We start from the raw sequence: 14,545 nt of genomic DNA on the forward strand, positions 1-14,545 counted from the left end.
AGGGCAACCAATATTCCCTGTTTGGAAAACGCAAGGAAGTATCTGAATGCCGGGCATAAGAAAACCCTCTCTAGATAATTCTAAAGAGGGTTTTCTTTCCCGTGTGGTGATCCCATTTGGATTCGAACCAAAGACCTACTGCTTAGAAGGCAGTTGCTCTATCCAGCTGAGCTATGAGACCATCGAAACAAAAATGAGTAATGGAGAATGGTTGAACATCCAACATTACTCATCTCCTTTCGTCGGGGTGGCAGGATTCGAACCTACGACCTCCACATCCCAAATGTGGCGCGATACCGGGCTACGCTACACCCCGAGTCTTGCAATTACCTAGTAAAAACCAACTAACCAAACCCATCTTCCGGGTAATTGCGGTGCAAAGATATTAATTAAAATATACTTTCCAAAATAAATTTTCAAGAATATTTCGCGGAGAGAGGGGGATTCGAACCCCCGGTACCCTTTAGAGGTACGGCAGTTTAGCAAACTGCTGGTTTCAGCCACTCACCCATCTCTCCGGGTAGCTCTTTCGGTTAAAGAGTGTGCAAATATAGCCTAATGGCCCGCACTTTACCAACTCCCTTCCCAAAAAAAATATACCGGCAGACCGCTTTTGCTTGCAACTGGCTTCACACACAGCAGATTAAATTTCTGGTCGGCCGCAATATTTTATTCACAACCCCTTCATCTTCCCCCAAACATCGGTCAAAAATCAAATCCAGACACTATTGCGGGGGTTTTGTATCTTTGTTTTGAAAGCAGCCCAGTGGCTGCCTCCCCTGTTGCTATGACCTGGTACCTGCCGTTTACATTATTAGAGCTGATGCTGTGCCTGCTATTTCTGGTACTGTATGGCGGCTATTTGTACAGAATTAAACGGCTGGCCCACCAGTTCGCCCAGCAGGCCAACACGCTTTGGATTAAAGCCGCCCTGCGCACCCTATATGGCGCCCTAATCATGGTGGCCTTGCTGGGCCCCTCCTTCGGGGCTATGACCAAAGAGATAAGAACAAACGGCAAGGACGTTTTGCTGGCCGTGGACTTGTCTCAGTCCATGAAGGCCGCCGACGTGTCCCCGTCTCGGTTGGAAAAAGTGAAACTGGAATTATCTTCCTTTATTCAACAGGCCAACTCAGACAGGATTGGTCTTATGGGCTTCTCTTCCAGTGCCTTTATCATCAGTCCGTTCACGTATGACAACAGTGCGCTGGAGCTGTTTATCCAGTCTTTGAAAACCAACCAAGCACCGCCAGATGCTGCCCAACTGGCACCCGTCTTGAACTTGACCCTGCAAAAATTCCAGGACCTGGAAAGCAACCGTGACAAAGAAAGAACCAAGATTCTGGTCATTTTCTCAGACGGCGAAACGTTTGGCGAGAACCTACAACTGCTAGCGCAGCAAATGAAGAACAAAGGCATTCACGTATTCTGCGTGGGGGTGGGCACTACCGTTGGGGCGAAAATCCCAGAGGGACGTGGTTATAAAAAAGACAAGGACGGCCAGACCGTCATTACCCGCCTAGAGTCTGACCCTTTGCGGCTGCTGGCCAAAACCACCCAAGGCGACTATTTTGAAATGTCCCAGAGCACCAATGAACTGCCCCGGCTGGTACGGGCGGTGAACGCCGTTCAAAGCGAGGTGCGCCAGACCAAAGTGATTGAGGTAACGGCCAATAAATACTTTTACCCCTTGCTGGCGGCGCTTCTGCTTATTGTCTTGGATGTATTGTGGACCCTACAAGTATTGCGCATATGAATCTTTGGTGGCTGGTCTTACTTTTCACGCTGCTGCCTTTTGACGGCCTGCAGCGTATTCGCCTCAGGAACGATTATGCCCTGCAGGCAGAGGCGGCTTTCCAGAAAAAACAGTATCAGCAGGCGGCCTTTTTGTTTGAAAAAGTAAAGAAGGCCGAAGGCAACGCCGTCTCTTACTCGGTGCAACTGAACCTGGCCCACTCCTACTTTCAAATACACGATTATAGCCGGGCAACCCCGCTGTACCGCCAGATTTTCCAGAAATCCAACCCGGCCCAGCAGGCTATGATCAATACCCAGTTGGCCGTCATAGAAGCAGAAGAAGGCAATTACACCAAAGCTCTCACTCTCTGCAAGCAGGCCCTTAAACTGGATGAAACCAACCAAGCGGCTCGCTATAATTTTGAGCTCTTGCAGAAATACTTGCTGCTGCACCCAGAAAAACAGAAAAGCCTGCCTCCGCCGCAGAGGCAACAAACCCAAAGAGGTGCCGGCGGGCGTGCACAGGCCGGTAATACCACCACCGCGCCCGCGCAAGAAGGCCAGAACGGTCCCACCCCTGCCCCGGGCCAAGGCGAAGGACAGGGTACTTCTCCCTCTAATGCCGCCGGCCAGAGCCCCCCGCAGGAACAGGTGCAGGGCAATGAGCCGGGCAATACGCGCGGCCGATCAAGTGATGGTGCAGGTAACACGGCGCCAAACGCAGCTAACAAAGGCAGCAACCAGGCCGCTGGCGGTCAGGATGCGCTGCTCCAGACGCGTTTTGAGCGCTTGTCTAAAATGAAACTGACCCCAGAAAAGGCCCGCCAGCTGCTGGATGCCATGCGCCAGGAAGAAACTCAATACCTGCAGCAGCTGCCCAACAAGAAGCCACGCGTCAAAAAACAATCAGGACCGGATTGGTAATAGGCTGCCGTTTTTGGCTTGTTTCCCAGAAAATAGGTCAAAAACGATAAACTTAGTCTTTGCTTTCTTGCTAGTTGGCATCCCTACTTTTCACCGATGGAGCGGTACCAACCTAACAAGTGTTTGTTTATTTCCGTTGATAAATGTAATTTCATCCCACCAAACCTTGAATTAAGATTGATATGCAAACCAAAGAAGTATATGTGATTTCTGCCGTGCGTACTCCTATTGGGAGTTTTGGTGGAGTATTGTCTAGCCTGACTGCCCCTCAACTGGGTGCCATTGCCATTAAAGGTGCTGTGGAGAAGGCGGGCATTGACAAAAGCAAAGTACAAGAGGTGATCATGGGCAACGTACTGTCTGCCAATGTTGGTCAGGCCCCTGCCCGCCAGGCCGCTATCTATGCTGGTCTTGGCTATGAAGTAGAATGTACTACTGTTAATAAAGTTTGTGCTTCAGGTACTAAAGCGATCATGTTTGCCGCGCAGGCCATCATGCTGGGTCACAAAGACGTAATTGTGGCAGGCGGTATGGAAAGCATGTCCAATGTACCTTACTATTTGGATAAAGCACGTTTCGGGGCGAAGATGGGCCACGGCCAAATGATTGACGGCCTGGTGAAAGACGGCCTGTGGGATGTGTACAATGACTACCACATGGGTTCTGCCGCTGAGAACACGGCCAAGGAAATGGGAATCACGCGTGAGATGCAAGATGAGTACGCCATCAGCTCTTACCGTAAATCTGCCGAGGCGGCCAAAGGCGGTTTCATGAAAGACGAAATCGTTCCGGTAGAAATTCCGCAGCGCGGCAAAGACCCGATTGTGGTAACCGAGGATGAAGAATACTCCAAAGTGAACTTCGATAAAATCCCGGGCCTGCGTCCGGTGTTTGATAAGGAAGGCACCATTACCGCCGCCAACGCTTCTACCTTGAACGACGGTGCTGCCGCGGTTCTGTTGATGAGCAAAGAGATGGCCGAAGAACTGGGTGTGAAGCCTATCGCCAAGATTAGAGGCTTCGCGGATGCAGAGCAAGAGCCGAAGTGGTTCACTACCTCTCCTGCCCTGGCCATTCCTAAAGCGTTGAAAGTATCTGGCGTAGAAGCGTCTGACGTAGATTTTTATGAAATCAATGAAGCGTTTTCTGTAGTGTCTCTCGCTAACAACCAAAAGCTGGGTCTTGAAGGCTCAAATGTGAACGTGTACGGCGGAGCTGTTTCCTTGGGTCACCCACTGGGAGCATCGGGCGCGCGCATAGTCACTACCCTTATCAACGTGTTGAACAAAAAAGACGGAAAGATTGGCGTAGCTGGTATCTGTAACGGCGGCGGCGGGGCCTCAGCCATTGTAGTAGAGCGCATCTAGTTTTTCTGAACTATACTAACCTTAAAAAGCCTTACGTTATTTGTAAGGCTTTTTTTATTGCTTTGTACCTATGAAACGCTTCCTTTCCCTTTCTATTTTTTTCCTCTTTTTCCTGCTGGTGGGCGTATCCTCGGGCCAGGCCCAGACGTCGCGCGTGGTGACGTACCATGACTCCCTGGGCACGGCTGTCAAAGAAGTGTACTTCATCAAAACCAAACCAGACACCGTCCTGCATGGCTACTATCGCAAGTTTTACAAGTCCGGTGAGTTAGAGGCCATGGTGAAAGTGGTAGAGGGTCAGCGCGACAGTCTGTACACTGAGTTTTTCCTCAACGGCAAGCCCAAACTGGTCATCCCGTACAAAAACGGCAAGAAGAACGGCATCCTAGTGGCGGTATATCCTAACGGCAACAAGTCACAGGAAGGCCAATACGTCAATGACCTGCAGAGCGGCTCCTTTAAAACCTTCTATGAAAACGGCACCCTAAAACAGGAAACTACTTTTAAAGACGGCTTCCCAGACGGAACGGTCAAAGAATACTACCCTAATGGCAAGCCCAAGTCTGAGATTACCTACCAACGGAAAGTACAGAGCGGCCCGGCCAAAACGTTTCACCCCAATGGCGCGGTACAATCTGAGGCCGTGTACCGCAATGGCATGCTGGAAGGCAGCTACAAAACGTATTATGACAACGGCCAGCTGGAAAACGAAACCATCAGTGACCCCAGAAGCAAGTCGGCGAAGTTCAAAAGCTATTACCGCTCCGGCAAGCTCCTGACCGAGGGTTCTTTAAAGGAAGGCAAGCCCGAAGGATTGTCAATTTCTTACCATGAGAACGGGCAGAAGCGCAGTAGCCAGACCTTTGTGAAAGGCATACGCACCGGCACCGCCCAGATCTGGAACGAGAAAGGCCAACTAGAGCAGGAAATCAAGTACACCAACAATGAGAAGGACCGCAAAGTCACTCGGTATCATGCCAACGGTACCGTAGCCGCCCAGGAAGAGTGGAAAGAAAACAAGAAATACGGCACCTGGCAGGAGTTCTATGACAACAAGCAGGTGAAGCTCATAGAACCTTATAAAAACGGCAAGGTCACCGGCGAGCGGCTCACGTACCATGACAACGGCCAGCCGGCTTCCAAGGCCACGTACCTCAACGGCAAAATTATTTCCGCTGAGTTCACGTACTACCCATCTGGCAAAGTAAAGTCAGAGACGTTCTACAAAGACGGCCTACGGTACGGCACCTATAAACTCTTGTATGAAAACGGCAAAACCCAACTGGCCGGCACCTACCGCAACAACCGCGAAAACGGAACCTGGGTTTACTTTGACGAGAACGGCAAAAAAACCAGAACCGTGGAATACAAGTTCGGGAAGATAGAATCAGACAAGAAGCACTAATTGATTGCTGATTGTTAAAAGTTGATTCATCCGTTTTTGGCCTGTTTTCAAGAAAACAGGCCAAAAACGGATTTTAGGTTATAGTGGATTTGCTTATTTAAAACCAATCATTCATTCTAATTCACCTTTTCATAAAAGTAGGTATGGGTGACCGGGCCGCTGCCAGCTTCTAACTTCATGTTTTCTTCTTGGTACTGAGTAGCTGTTACCGTGGTGATCTTAGTATAATCTTCCTTACCGAAGTTGCTATAAAGTTTTCCATTATCCTCCGTCAAATAACCAGGGTGATGAAACCTTCCATAGGTAGAGTTATCTGGCCTCAGGTAATATTCTTCAATTTGAATCTCCCGCCCGTTATAGGTTTTAAGAATCACAAGGTTGGTGAACACTTGTTCAGTTTTAGGGCTGCCATCTACGGTAGATAGCTTCATGACTTTAGACAGTTTCCATTCTCCTTTCAATAGTTGGAGCTGTTGTTCAACTGCGCTTAATTCTTCTTTCTTGCAGGAAGTAAAGACAAATGCCAAAAGAATAAGGACTGCAAACAGTTTAATTGGAGTCGATTTCAATTTTTCAGTTTTAGGTTTCTACTCAACAAGATAACCATTTAGGCGATAACCTTTTTAATGACACATTTAACAATCAACACATAGCAATCAAAAATCAAATGCGTTTTTGGCCTACTTTCCAGAAAACAGCCTAAAAACGATTCCCGAAGGCTAACTAACGTTCTATAAATTTCGGGGATTGGGTTTTGTGCCGTACTTTAGTCCCCTAAACTAGACACACAAAACTATGCAGGACGCCCTTACCACCACTCCGCTTCGTACTGACTGGAGCATGGACGAAATCCGCGCGATTTATCATAAACCTGTGCTGGAACTGATTGTAGAAGCCGCGCAGGTACACAAGCAATACCAGGCCACCGGCGAGGTGCAGGTGTGCACTTTATTATCAGTGAAAACCGGTGGTTGTCCAGAGGACTGCGCGTATTGTCCGCAGGCCGCTCGCTACCATACTGATGTGCCTGTGCACAAACTGCTCAGCAACGAGGTAGTATTTGACGCCGCCCAAAAAGCAAAAGACGCCGGTTCTACTCGTTTCTGCATGGGTGCCGCCTGGCGCGAAGTGCGTGACAACCGCGACTTTGACCGCGTGCTGGAAATGGTGGAAGGCGTGAACGACATGGGCCTTGAAGTTTGCTGTACCCTGGGCATGGTGAACGAGTACCAGGCCGAGCGCCTGAAGCAAGCTGGCCTTTACGCCTACAACCACAACCTGGACACTTCCGAGGAAAATTATAGCAACATCATTACCACGCGTACCTATGATGATCGTCTGCAAACCATTGAAAACGTGCGTCAAGCTGGTATTTCGGTGTGTAGCGGCGGTATCATTGGCCTTGGTGAAACGGATAGTGACCGCATCGCCATGCTCCATGTGTTGAGCAATTTGCCTCAGCACCCAGAGTCAGTGCCGGTGAATGCTTTGGTACCGGTAGAGGGAACACCCTTGGCAGAACAGCCGCGTGTGAGCGTCTGGGAAATGGTACGCATGATTGCCACGGCCCGTATCTTAATGCCGAAGACCATGGTACGCTTGTCGGCGGGCCGTCAGGAAATGAGCACGGTGGAACAAGCCATGTGCTTCCTGGCCGGTGCCAACTCCATCTTCTCTGGTGACAAGTTGTTGACTACGCCTAACCCAGGTTTCAATGATGACCAGGCCATGTTTGAATTGCTAGGCTTGACGCCCCGTAAATCATTCCAGGAAAACTCTGGCTGTGGCGTGAAAGTAGTAGCTACAGAAGGCGCTCTAGCGGCAGAATAAGCTATTTACATGGTGCCAGAACGCCTGTTGCGTCAGTTAGAAAACCGAGCCCAGAAGGGAATTTTGCGTCAACTGCAGACTCCCGCTCCGGGTTTGGTAGACTTCTGCTCCAATGACTATCTGGGCCTGGCGTCATCCCCCAGGCTCACGCAATTAGTAGAGGCTGAACTGGCAGGCAATCACTTGCACGGCGCAACGGGTTCACGCTTACTCAGCGGCAACAGCGTATATGCTCAAGAATTAGAGGCGGCTTTGGCGCATTTTCATCACGCCGAAGCCGCTTTGTTGTTCAACTCCGGCTATGCGGCCAACGTGGGCTTCTTCTCGTCTGTTCCGCAACGCGGCGACACCATTCTTTATGACGAGGCCAGCCACGCCTCCATGAAAGACGGCATCCGGTTGAGTTTCGCGCAAAGTTTTGCGTTCCGGCACAATGACCTGGAAGACCTGCAAACCAAACTGAAGCGCGCCCAAGGCGATGTCTACGTAGCCGTGGAGTCTCTTTATTCCATGGATGGTGATGTTGCGCCGCTGCAGGAACTAGCCGAGTTATGCCAGGAGAAAGGGTTGTATTTGGTGGTTGACGAGGCACATTCCAATGGCATCTACGGCCCAAAAGGTGAGGGTTTGGTAGTTGAACTGGGCTTAAAAGAACAGGTGTTTGCGCGTATCATGACCTTCGGGAAAGCCTTGGGAAGCCACGGTGCCGCCGTGGTAGGACCAAAAGCGTTGCAGGAGTTTTTATTAAACTTCAGCCGGGCCTTCATTTACACTACCGCGCTGCCGCTTGCCTCCCTGGCCACCATCAAAGCCGCCTACCACTTGTTGCCCAGCCTCCATCAGGAAAGAGCGCACTTACAAGAATTGGCAAAGGCATATCATACCTTCACCCAAGAGGCAGCCGTTTTTAGCTTGTTTTCTGGAAAACAGACCAAAAACGGCCCCATCCAGACATGGCACCTGCCGGGGGTAAAGGCATTAAAACAACTGTCATTTACGTTGCAGGAGGCAGGCTTTGACGCAAGGCCCATTCTCTCACCTACCGTTCCAGCGGGCACCGAGCGCTTACGGCTGGTGCTACATGCCTTTAACACCCAAGAGCAGTTACAACAATTATGCAGTCTTCTTCTTCAACACAGCCCAAGCGTTATTTTGTAACCGGCATAGGCACAGACGTGGGTAAGACCATTGCCGCCGCCATTCTTACGCAAGCCCTGCACGCCGATTATTGGAAACCTGTTCAGGCCGGCAGTCTAGAGGCCACTGATACCATGCGCGTCCAGGAACTGGTGAGCAATTCTAGGTCGGTTTTCCATCCAGAAGCTTATCGCTTAAAACTACCTGCTTCTCCGCATCTGGCCGCCGCTCAGGAGGGAATTGACATTGATCTAAACAATATTCAACTGCCGCAGACGCAAAACCATTTGATAGTGGAAGGTGCCGGCGGAGTCATGGTTCCGCTCAATAACAATGAGTTGGTGCTGGACTTGATTTCAAAACTAAACCTGGAAGTGATTCTGGTGTCCAGAAACTATCTAGGCAGCATCAATCATACGCTCACCACCTTGGAAGTCTTAAAGGCTAGAAATATCTCTGTAGTAGGTATCATCTTCAACGGGGTGCCCAATCCGTCCACCGAGCAGTTCATTAAAGACTACACTCAAGTGAAAGTGCTTCCGGCAATTCTGGAGGAGGCAACCTTCACTCCGCCCTTGGTAGAACACTACGCCCAAACCTTCAGAAACGCCCTTTAGCTTATGCAAACCTTATCTGAAAGAGACGTACTGGTCAACTGGCACCCGTATACCCAAATGCACACGGCCGCGCCTCCTATTGGCATTACCCACGGCAAAGGAAGCTTGCTTTTTTCTGAAGACGGCCGGACGTTTATTGACGCGGTTTCTTCCTGGTGGGTGACTATTCATGGGCACGCTCATCCGCATATCGCGCAGAAAGTAAGCGAACAACTGCGTACGCTGGAGCACGTGATTTTTGCGGGTTTCACCCATGCGCCCGCCGTGGAGTTGTCTGAGCGCCTACTCAAGCTTTTACCTGATAACCAGGCCCGCGTTTTCTTCTCTGACAACGGTTCTACGGCAGTGGAAGTGGCCATTAAAATGTGTCTGCAGTATTGGTTTGACCGTGACCTACCCAGAACCAAAATCATCGCCTTTAAAGACAGCTACCACGGTGACACGTTCGGGGCCATGTCGGTGAGCGAGCGATCTGCTTTTACCCGGCCCTTCCACCAGTATCTCTTTGACGTAGAATTCATTGATGTACCGGTGCCAGGCCAGGAAGAAAATACAGTAGAGCAATTGAAAGCGGCTTTAGCAAAAGGAGACATAGCGGCCTTCATTTTTGAGCCGCTGGTGTTGGGCACGGCCGGCATGGTCATGTATGCACCAGAGGTGTTGGACCAGCTCATAGCCCTTTGTCAGCAGCACCAGGTGTTCACCATCGCAGACGAGGTGATGACCGGTTTTGGACGCACGGGCAAACGCTTCGCCTGTGACTATCTGCGGCAAGAGCCAGACCTCATGTGCTTTTCCAAGGGTTTGACTGGCGGCACCATGGCCATGGGCGTGACCACCTGCACCCAGGCCCTATACAATTCCTTTCTGAGCGAAGACAAAGCCAAGACCTTCTTTCATGGTCACTCATATACGGCCAACCCTATTGCCTGTTCAGCGGCGGTGGCCAGTCTGGATTTAGTGGAGCAAGACGCGTTTTTGGCAGATTTAGAGAGAATTTCTGCTTCGCACCAAGCCTTTGCGGAGACCCTGAAAGACCAACCGGGCATTAAGGAAGTACGGCAGACGGGAACCATTCTAGCCATAGAATTTGCCACCGGCACTACCTCGTATTTTAATAACCTGCGGGACCAGTTGTACAATTTGGCCATATATGAAGGTGTCTTATTGCGGCCATTGGGCAACATTGTCTATGTGTTGCCTCCGTACTGCATCACTCAGGAAGAATTAGCAAAGGTGTACGCGGTTCTGGAGAAAATGTGCCAACTGGTGCTGAACTCGTTTTCCGCCTGATTTCCAGAAAATAGCCTAAAAACAGAAGGAGTATGCAGCAAGAGTGGATTGTGGTGAGAGGAGTAGGTGCGCTTTCAGGTTTGGGCTGCACCCAGGCAGAAACGGCAGAAGCGTACGCGGCAGGCAACACTTGCTTTACTGCGTTTGAAGATGGTGAACTGGCTGTTTCTCCCCTCTCCGCCTCTGCCCAACACGTACTAACCGCGCTCCTCCAGGAAAAACCGAAATACGGTTCCCTGGACCGTTCTGTACTATTGGCCGTGGCCGCCGCCCGAGAGGCCGTAAGTCAGGCAGGCTGGGACTCCGATGAATTCCCTCTGGGCATTAACCTAGGTTCTTCCAGAGGAGCCACCAGTCTGTATGAAAAGTACCACGCAGATTTTCTGGGCAGTCCGCAAGGCAGCGTCTCTGCCATGGCTTCGCCCAGCACCACTTTGGGCAATCTAGCCAGTTGGGTGGCGCAGGACTTAGCCGCGCAGGGCCCCATGATCAGCCATTCGGTGACGTGCAGCACCGCGTTACAAGCCGTGGCCAACGGAGTAGCCTGGTTGAAGGCGGGCATGGCCAAGCGGTTTCTGGTAGGCGGCACCGAGGCTCCCCTCACCGGATTTACGCTGGCTCAGATGCGAGCTATTGGAATCTACTCACCCTTTGCTGCAGATAATCACCCTTGTAGGCCCATAAACGGGAAGCAGAACACCTTTGTCCTGGGCGAAGGCGCAGCCGTCCTCGCGCTGGAGCGCATGAAAGAATCTGAATTGGCCCAACTGCCGCCTCAGGACCGCATTGTGATAGCCGGCGTGGGCATGGGACTGGAACAGACGCCCTCCAAAACCGGAGTTTCCAAAGAGGGTCTCCATTTCCAGAAGTCCATGCAAGAGGCCCTACACATGGCGCAGCTTTCCCCTGAAGCCCTACAAGCCCTGGTCCTGCACGCCCCCGGAACCAAAGCCGGAGACGCCGCTGAATTGGCAGCCATAGCCGCCACTTTCCCCAACCCAGGCCCTTCCCTTTATACCAACAAATCATTGATCGGGCATACGTTGGGTGCCTCAGGGGCCTTGAGTCTTTCCCTGGCCATTGCGCTCCTGCAAAAACGTCCCATCTCAAACAGGCTTCGGCTTTCTACAGCGCCAGTTCCCTCACCCACTTCCGTACTGGTGAATGCCGCTGGTTTTGGAGGAAATTCCGCCAGTGTTTTATTGCAGGCGCTTTAACGTTGATCAAAGGCCTTCCTTCCTTCCTTCCTTCCTTCCTTCCTTCCTTCCTTCCTTCCTTCCTTCCTTCCTTCCTTCCTTCCTTCCTTCCTTCCTTCCTTCCTTCCTTCCTTCCTTCCTTCCTTCCTTCCTTCCTTCCTTCCTTCCTTCCTAAGCACAGCTTCCCACCATTCTTTTGTCCTCCTGCAAGGACCTTGTGGGCAAGCTGCAGCAACTATAACCATTGAATCAGAACTGCCCTACTCCAGAAGAAAATGCAAAGTAGTTTCAAAGCCAAAGTCTGTCTAGGTCGCCCACAAGATTCTTTCAGGATGGCAATAATTTGGATTGAGTGGTTATGAAATTGCAGCAAGTTAAGTCGGCCCGTTTTTGGCTTGTTTTCCAGGAAATACCCCAAAAACGGATGCTCTAAAAAAGAGGAATAATTCTTGACTAACCTGCTCTGCCGTACCGCTTTCTAGACTTTGTTTAGTAAATTCGCAGGTTTTATTTACGTTTTATGAAAATCATGAAATTTGGGGGCACTTCGGTGGGTTCAGCAGAACGCATGGGTGCCGTTTCTCAACTCCTCCCCACGCAGGAGCCCGTGATTGTGGTATTGTCGGCGATGTCCGGTACCACCAATCACCTGGTTCAGATTGGGCAGCAGCTGGCGCAGCAAGATCAGGCGCAGGCTGAACGTTTAACAAGCCAACTAGAAGATCGCTATAAACAGGTGATCACTGAGTTATATAAACAGGACGCTTCCAAACACAAGGCCAAACAGGTCATTGACACTACGTTTCAGGACATCAGAGCCTGTTTTGGTACTCCTTTCACGCCAGCCTCAGAGAAAATCATTCTGGCGCAGGGTGAGTTGTTGTCTACTCAGCTTTTCCAGATTTACCAGGAAGAGCAGGGCACGCCTTCTGTCTTGTTGCCGGCCTTGGAGTTCATGCGTATCACGGAAGAAGAAGAGCCAGACCAGGCGTACATAAGGGAGAAACTTTTGCAGCAACTGGCGCAGTACCCAGATAATCAATTGTTCATTACGCAAGGGTACATTTGCCGAAACGCCCAAGGTCAGATTGACAATTTAAAGCGTGGCGGCAGTGATTACTCGGCGTCTATCATCGGCGCTGCCCTACGGGCTCAGGAAATCCAGATTTGGACCGACATTGACGGCATGCACAACAACGATCCGCGCATTGTCAAAGACACTTATCCTATTGCGGAGCTTTCCTTTGACGAGGCGGCGGAGTTAGCGTACTTCGGGGCGAAGATTCTGCACCCGTCCAGCATCCTGCCGGCGCAACAGTTCAAAATTCCGGTACGGTTGCTGAACACCATGCAGCCAGCGGCAACAGGCACCTTGATTTCTTCCAAAAAATCTGGCAACAGCATCAAGGCAGTGGCTGCCAAAGACGGAATCACGGCCATCAAAATTAAGTCGAGCCGTATGTTGCTGGCCTATGGTTTTCTGCGCAGTGTGTTTGAGGTGTTTGAGCGATTCAAGACGCCCATTGACATGATCACCACTTCTGAGGTGGCCGTGTCCCTGACCATTGACAATGACACACATCTGTCTGCCATTACAGACGCGTTGCAGCGGTTTGGCAGCGTGGAGATAGACACAGACCTGAGCATCATTTGCGTGGTAGGTGACTTCATGGAAGACAAGCCCGGTGACGCCCTGCGCGTGATGCAGTCGTTGAAGGATATTCCCTTGCGCATGATTTCCTATGGCGGAAGCAAGAACAACATCAGTCTTCTGGTGAACACCAGCCAGAAAAACAACGCGCTTTTGGCTATCAATGAAGGGGTTTTCCAGGAAAGGAGGCTTTCTTAATGCTAGGCCTTCATTTACCTGAAATTCAGCAGCACGCCACGCCATTCTACCTTTATGACTTGGGGCTGCTTCGGCAGACCTTGGCTACGGCCCGTGCCGAGGCGGAGAAATACGGCTACCACGTGCATTATGCCTTAAAGGCCAACGCCAACGCGCCCATTCTGGTAGAAGTACTAGCCCACGGCTTCGGGGCAGATTGCGTGAGCGGCAACGAGGTACAATGTGCGCTTGATGCCGGTTTTGCGCCGGAGCACGTGGTGTTTGCCGGGGTGGGTAAGTCTGACGCCGAGATAAACTTAGCCCTGGACAACAACATCTTCTGCTTTAACTGCGAGTCCAGTCAAGAGTTGGAAGTCATCCATGAGCTGGCGGCCGCCAAGGGCAAAGTTGCTCAGGTGGCTCTGCGCATCAACCCGAATGTGGACGCTTACACGCACAAGCACATTACCACTGGTCTGGAGGAGAACAAGTTTGGCATTAACATGTGGGAGTTAGAGGTCTTGTTGCCGCAACTGGCACAATGGACTAATATAAAGTTGATTGGCTTGCACTTCCACATCGGGTCGCAGATTACAGATTTGCGAGCCTTTGAGAACCTGTGCGCGCGCGTGAATGAGATACAGCAGTGGTTTGAAGACAAGGGTTTTACTTTCCCGCATTTGAACGTAGGCGGTGGCCTGGGCGTGGATTATAAACACCCAGACACCAACACCATCGCTGATTTTGCCAACTATTTTGCCATCTTCCATAAGTTGCTGGACAAGCGCGAAGGACAGCAAGTACATTTTGAGTTGGGCCGCGCCCTAGTAGCCGCCTGCGGCACCTTGATTTCTAAGGTGCTGTACATGAAGCACGGGCAGAAAACCAACTTCGTGATACTGGACGCCGGCATGACCGAGTTGATGCGCCCGGCCTTGTACCAAGCGTACCACCACATAGACAATTTGACCAGCACTCTGCCGGCTAAAACTTATGATGTGGTAGGACCTATCTGTGAGTCTACGGACAGTTTCTCTAAAGCTATTCAATTACCCGAAACCAAGCGGGGCGACTTGATGGCCATTAGAACGGCTGGCGCCTACGGCGAAGTAATGGCGAATCAATACAATCTGCGTAACCTCGTGCAGGCGGTGTATGTAAACTAAAATTCCGTTTTCGGGCTGTTTAACAGAAAACAGCCCGAAAACGGT

At 50.9% G+C, this 14,545-nt stretch carries 13 protein-coding genes and 3 tRNA genes; 11 read left to right on the forward strand and 5 right to left on the reverse strand.

Annotated features, from left to right (window positions below; all coding sequences use genetic code 11):
* Positions 1–104: 104 nt before the first annotated feature.
* From GU926_RS04195 to GU926_RS04205, 3 genes are all read right to left on the reverse strand, one after another.
* Positions 105–181: transfer RNA gene (locus GU926_RS04195), tRNA-Arg, on the reverse strand.
* A 61-nt stretch (positions 182–242) separates the two neighbouring features.
* Positions 243–316 (reverse strand) — tRNA-Pro (locus GU926_RS04200).
* A gap of 114 nt (positions 317–430) precedes the next feature.
* Positions 431–518 (reverse strand) — tRNA-Ser (locus GU926_RS04205).
* Positions 519–787: 269 nt separating this feature from the next.
* Between GU926_RS04205 and GU926_RS04210 the strand changes: the two genes are divergently transcribed.
* The 4 genes from GU926_RS04210 to GU926_RS04225 all read left to right on the forward strand — a co-directional run bounded on the left by GU926_RS04210 (position 788) and on the right by GU926_RS04225 (position 5,433).
* Positions 788–1,756, forward strand: a complete 969-nt coding sequence (locus GU926_RS04210; protein WP_160689314.1) for a vWA domain-containing protein — start codon at positions 788–790, stop codon at positions 1,754–1,756.
* Positions 1,753–2,661 carry a tetratricopeptide repeat protein gene (locus GU926_RS04215; protein ID WP_160689316.1) on the forward strand — a complete coding sequence of 303 codons (909 nt, stop codon included), beginning with the start codon at positions 1,753–1,755 and terminating at the stop codon, positions 2,659–2,661. Before GU926_RS04210 ends, GU926_RS04215 begins: the two co-directional genes overlap by 4 nt.
* A 182-nt stretch (positions 2,662–2,843) precedes the next feature.
* On the forward strand, positions 2,844–4,028 hold the full coding sequence (locus GU926_RS04220) for an acetyl-CoA C-acyltransferase (RefSeq protein WP_160689318.1): 1,185 nt from the start codon (positions 2,844–2,846) through the stop codon (positions 4,026–4,028).
* A gap of 70 nt (positions 4,029–4,098) precedes the next feature.
* Positions 4,099–5,433, forward strand: a complete 1,335-nt coding sequence (locus GU926_RS04225) for a toxin-antitoxin system YwqK family antitoxin (protein ID WP_160689320.1) — start codon at positions 4,099–4,101, stop codon at positions 5,431–5,433.
* A 116-nt stretch (positions 5,434–5,549) separates the two neighbouring features.
* On the opposite strand, the gene GU926_RS04230 is transcribed toward GU926_RS04225, so the two are convergent.
* A complete protein-coding gene (locus GU926_RS04230) occupies positions 5,550–6,002 on the reverse strand; it encodes a hypothetical protein (protein WP_160689322.1) in 453 nt (150 codons plus the stop codon).
* A gap of 226 nt (positions 6,003–6,228) precedes the next feature.
* On the opposite strand from GU926_RS04230, the gene bioB reads away from it, so the two are divergent.
* From bioB to GU926_RS04255, 5 genes are read left to right on the forward strand one after another with little or no spacing between them, the layout of a single operon-like run.
* Positions 6,229–7,263, forward strand: coding sequence for a biotin synthase BioB (gene bioB, locus GU926_RS04235; RefSeq protein ID WP_160689324.1), 1,035 nt, complete (start codon positions 6,229–6,231; stop codon positions 7,261–7,263).
* A gap of 9 nt (positions 7,264–7,272) precedes the next feature.
* Complete coding sequence (locus GU926_RS04240; RefSeq protein ID WP_160689326.1) at positions 7,273–8,421, forward strand: aminotransferase class I/II-fold pyridoxal phosphate-dependent enzyme; 1,149 nt, start codon at positions 7,273–7,275, stop codon at positions 8,419–8,421.
* Positions 8,379–9,017, forward strand: a complete 639-nt coding sequence (gene bioD, locus GU926_RS04245) for a dethiobiotin synthase (protein WP_160689328.1) — start codon at positions 8,379–8,381, stop codon at positions 9,015–9,017. Before GU926_RS04240 ends, bioD begins: the two co-directional genes overlap by 43 nt.
* A gap of 3 nt (positions 9,018–9,020) precedes the next feature.
* Entirely contained in the window at positions 9,021–10,310 is a 1,290-nt protein-coding gene (bioA, locus tag GU926_RS04250; protein WP_160689330.1) for an adenosylmethionine--8-amino-7-oxononanoate transaminase, read from the forward strand.
* Between the two features lie 32 nt (positions 10,311–10,342).
* Positions 10,343–11,527, forward strand: coding sequence for a beta-ketoacyl synthase N-terminal-like domain-containing protein (locus GU926_RS04255; protein WP_160689332.1), 1,185 nt, complete (start codon positions 10,343–10,345; stop codon positions 11,525–11,527).
* On the opposite strand, the gene GU926_RS04260 is transcribed toward GU926_RS04255, so the two are convergent.
* On the reverse strand, positions 11,524–11,751 hold the full coding sequence (locus GU926_RS04260) for a FliH/SctL family protein (protein WP_160689334.1): 228 nt from the start codon (positions 11,749–11,751) through the stop codon (positions 11,524–11,526). The genes GU926_RS04255 and GU926_RS04260 overlap by 4 nt on opposite strands.
* A 275-nt stretch (positions 11,752–12,026) precedes the next feature.
* Between GU926_RS04260 and GU926_RS04265 the strand changes: the two genes are divergently transcribed.
* Together GU926_RS04265 and lysA are read left to right on the forward strand one after the other, a co-directional pair.
* Positions 12,027–13,355 carry an aspartate kinase gene (locus tag GU926_RS04265; protein ID WP_160689336.1) on the forward strand — a complete coding sequence of 443 codons (1,329 nt, stop codon included), beginning with the start codon at positions 12,027–12,029 and terminating at the stop codon, positions 13,353–13,355.
* Complete coding sequence (gene lysA, locus GU926_RS04270) at positions 13,355–14,500, forward strand: diaminopimelate decarboxylase (protein ID WP_160689338.1); 1,146 nt, start codon at positions 13,355–13,357, stop codon at positions 14,498–14,500. The genes GU926_RS04265 and lysA overlap by 1 nt, the downstream gene beginning before the upstream one ends.
* The last annotated feature ends 45 nt before the right edge of the window (positions 14,501–14,545 follow it).

Origin of the sequence: Nibribacter ruber (genome assembly GCF_009913235.1) — a bacterium.
Classification (GTDB): Bacteria; Bacteroidota; Bacteroidia; order Cytophagales; family Hymenobacteraceae; genus Nibribacter; species Nibribacter ruber.

Coding starts and splice junctions, on each gene's coding strand:
- GU926_RS04265 (WP_160689336.1), top strand. CDS start 12,027: ATGAAAATCATGAAATTTGGGGGCACTTCGGTGGGTTCAGCAGAACGC.
- bioA (WP_160689330.1), top strand. CDS start 9,021: ATGCAAACCTTATCTGAAAGAGACGTACTGGTCAACTGGCACCCGTAT.
- lysA (WP_160689338.1), top strand. CDS start 13,355: ATGCTAGGCCTTCATTTACCTGAAATTCAGCAGCACGCCACGCCATTC.
- bioD (WP_160689328.1), top strand. CDS start 8,379: ATGCAGTCTTCTTCTTCAACACAGCCCAAGCGTTATTTTGTAACCGGC.
- GU926_RS04220 (WP_160689318.1), top strand. CDS start 2,844: ATGCAAACCAAAGAAGTATATGTGATTTCTGCCGTGCGTACTCCTATT.
- GU926_RS04255 (WP_160689332.1), top strand. CDS start 10,343: ATGCAGCAAGAGTGGATTGTGGTGAGAGGAGTAGGTGCGCTTTCAGGT.
- GU926_RS04260 (WP_160689334.1), bottom strand. CDS start 11,751: ATGGTTATAGTTGCTGCAGCTTGCCCACAAGGTCCTTGCAGGAGGACA.
- bioB (WP_160689324.1), top strand. CDS start 6,229: ATGCAGGACGCCCTTACCACCACTCCGCTTCGTACTGACTGGAGCATG.
- GU926_RS04215 (WP_160689316.1), top strand. CDS start 1,753: ATGAATCTTTGGTGGCTGGTCTTACTTTTCACGCTGCTGCCTTTTGAC.
- GU926_RS04225 (WP_160689320.1), top strand. CDS start 4,099: ATGAAACGCTTCCTTTCCCTTTCTATTTTTTTCCTCTTTTTCCTGCTG.
- GU926_RS04210 (WP_160689314.1), top strand. CDS start 788: ATGACCTGGTACCTGCCGTTTACATTATTAGAGCTGATGCTGTGCCTG.
- GU926_RS04240 (WP_160689326.1), top strand. CDS start 7,273: ATGGTGCCAGAACGCCTGTTGCGTCAGTTAGAAAACCGAGCCCAGAAG.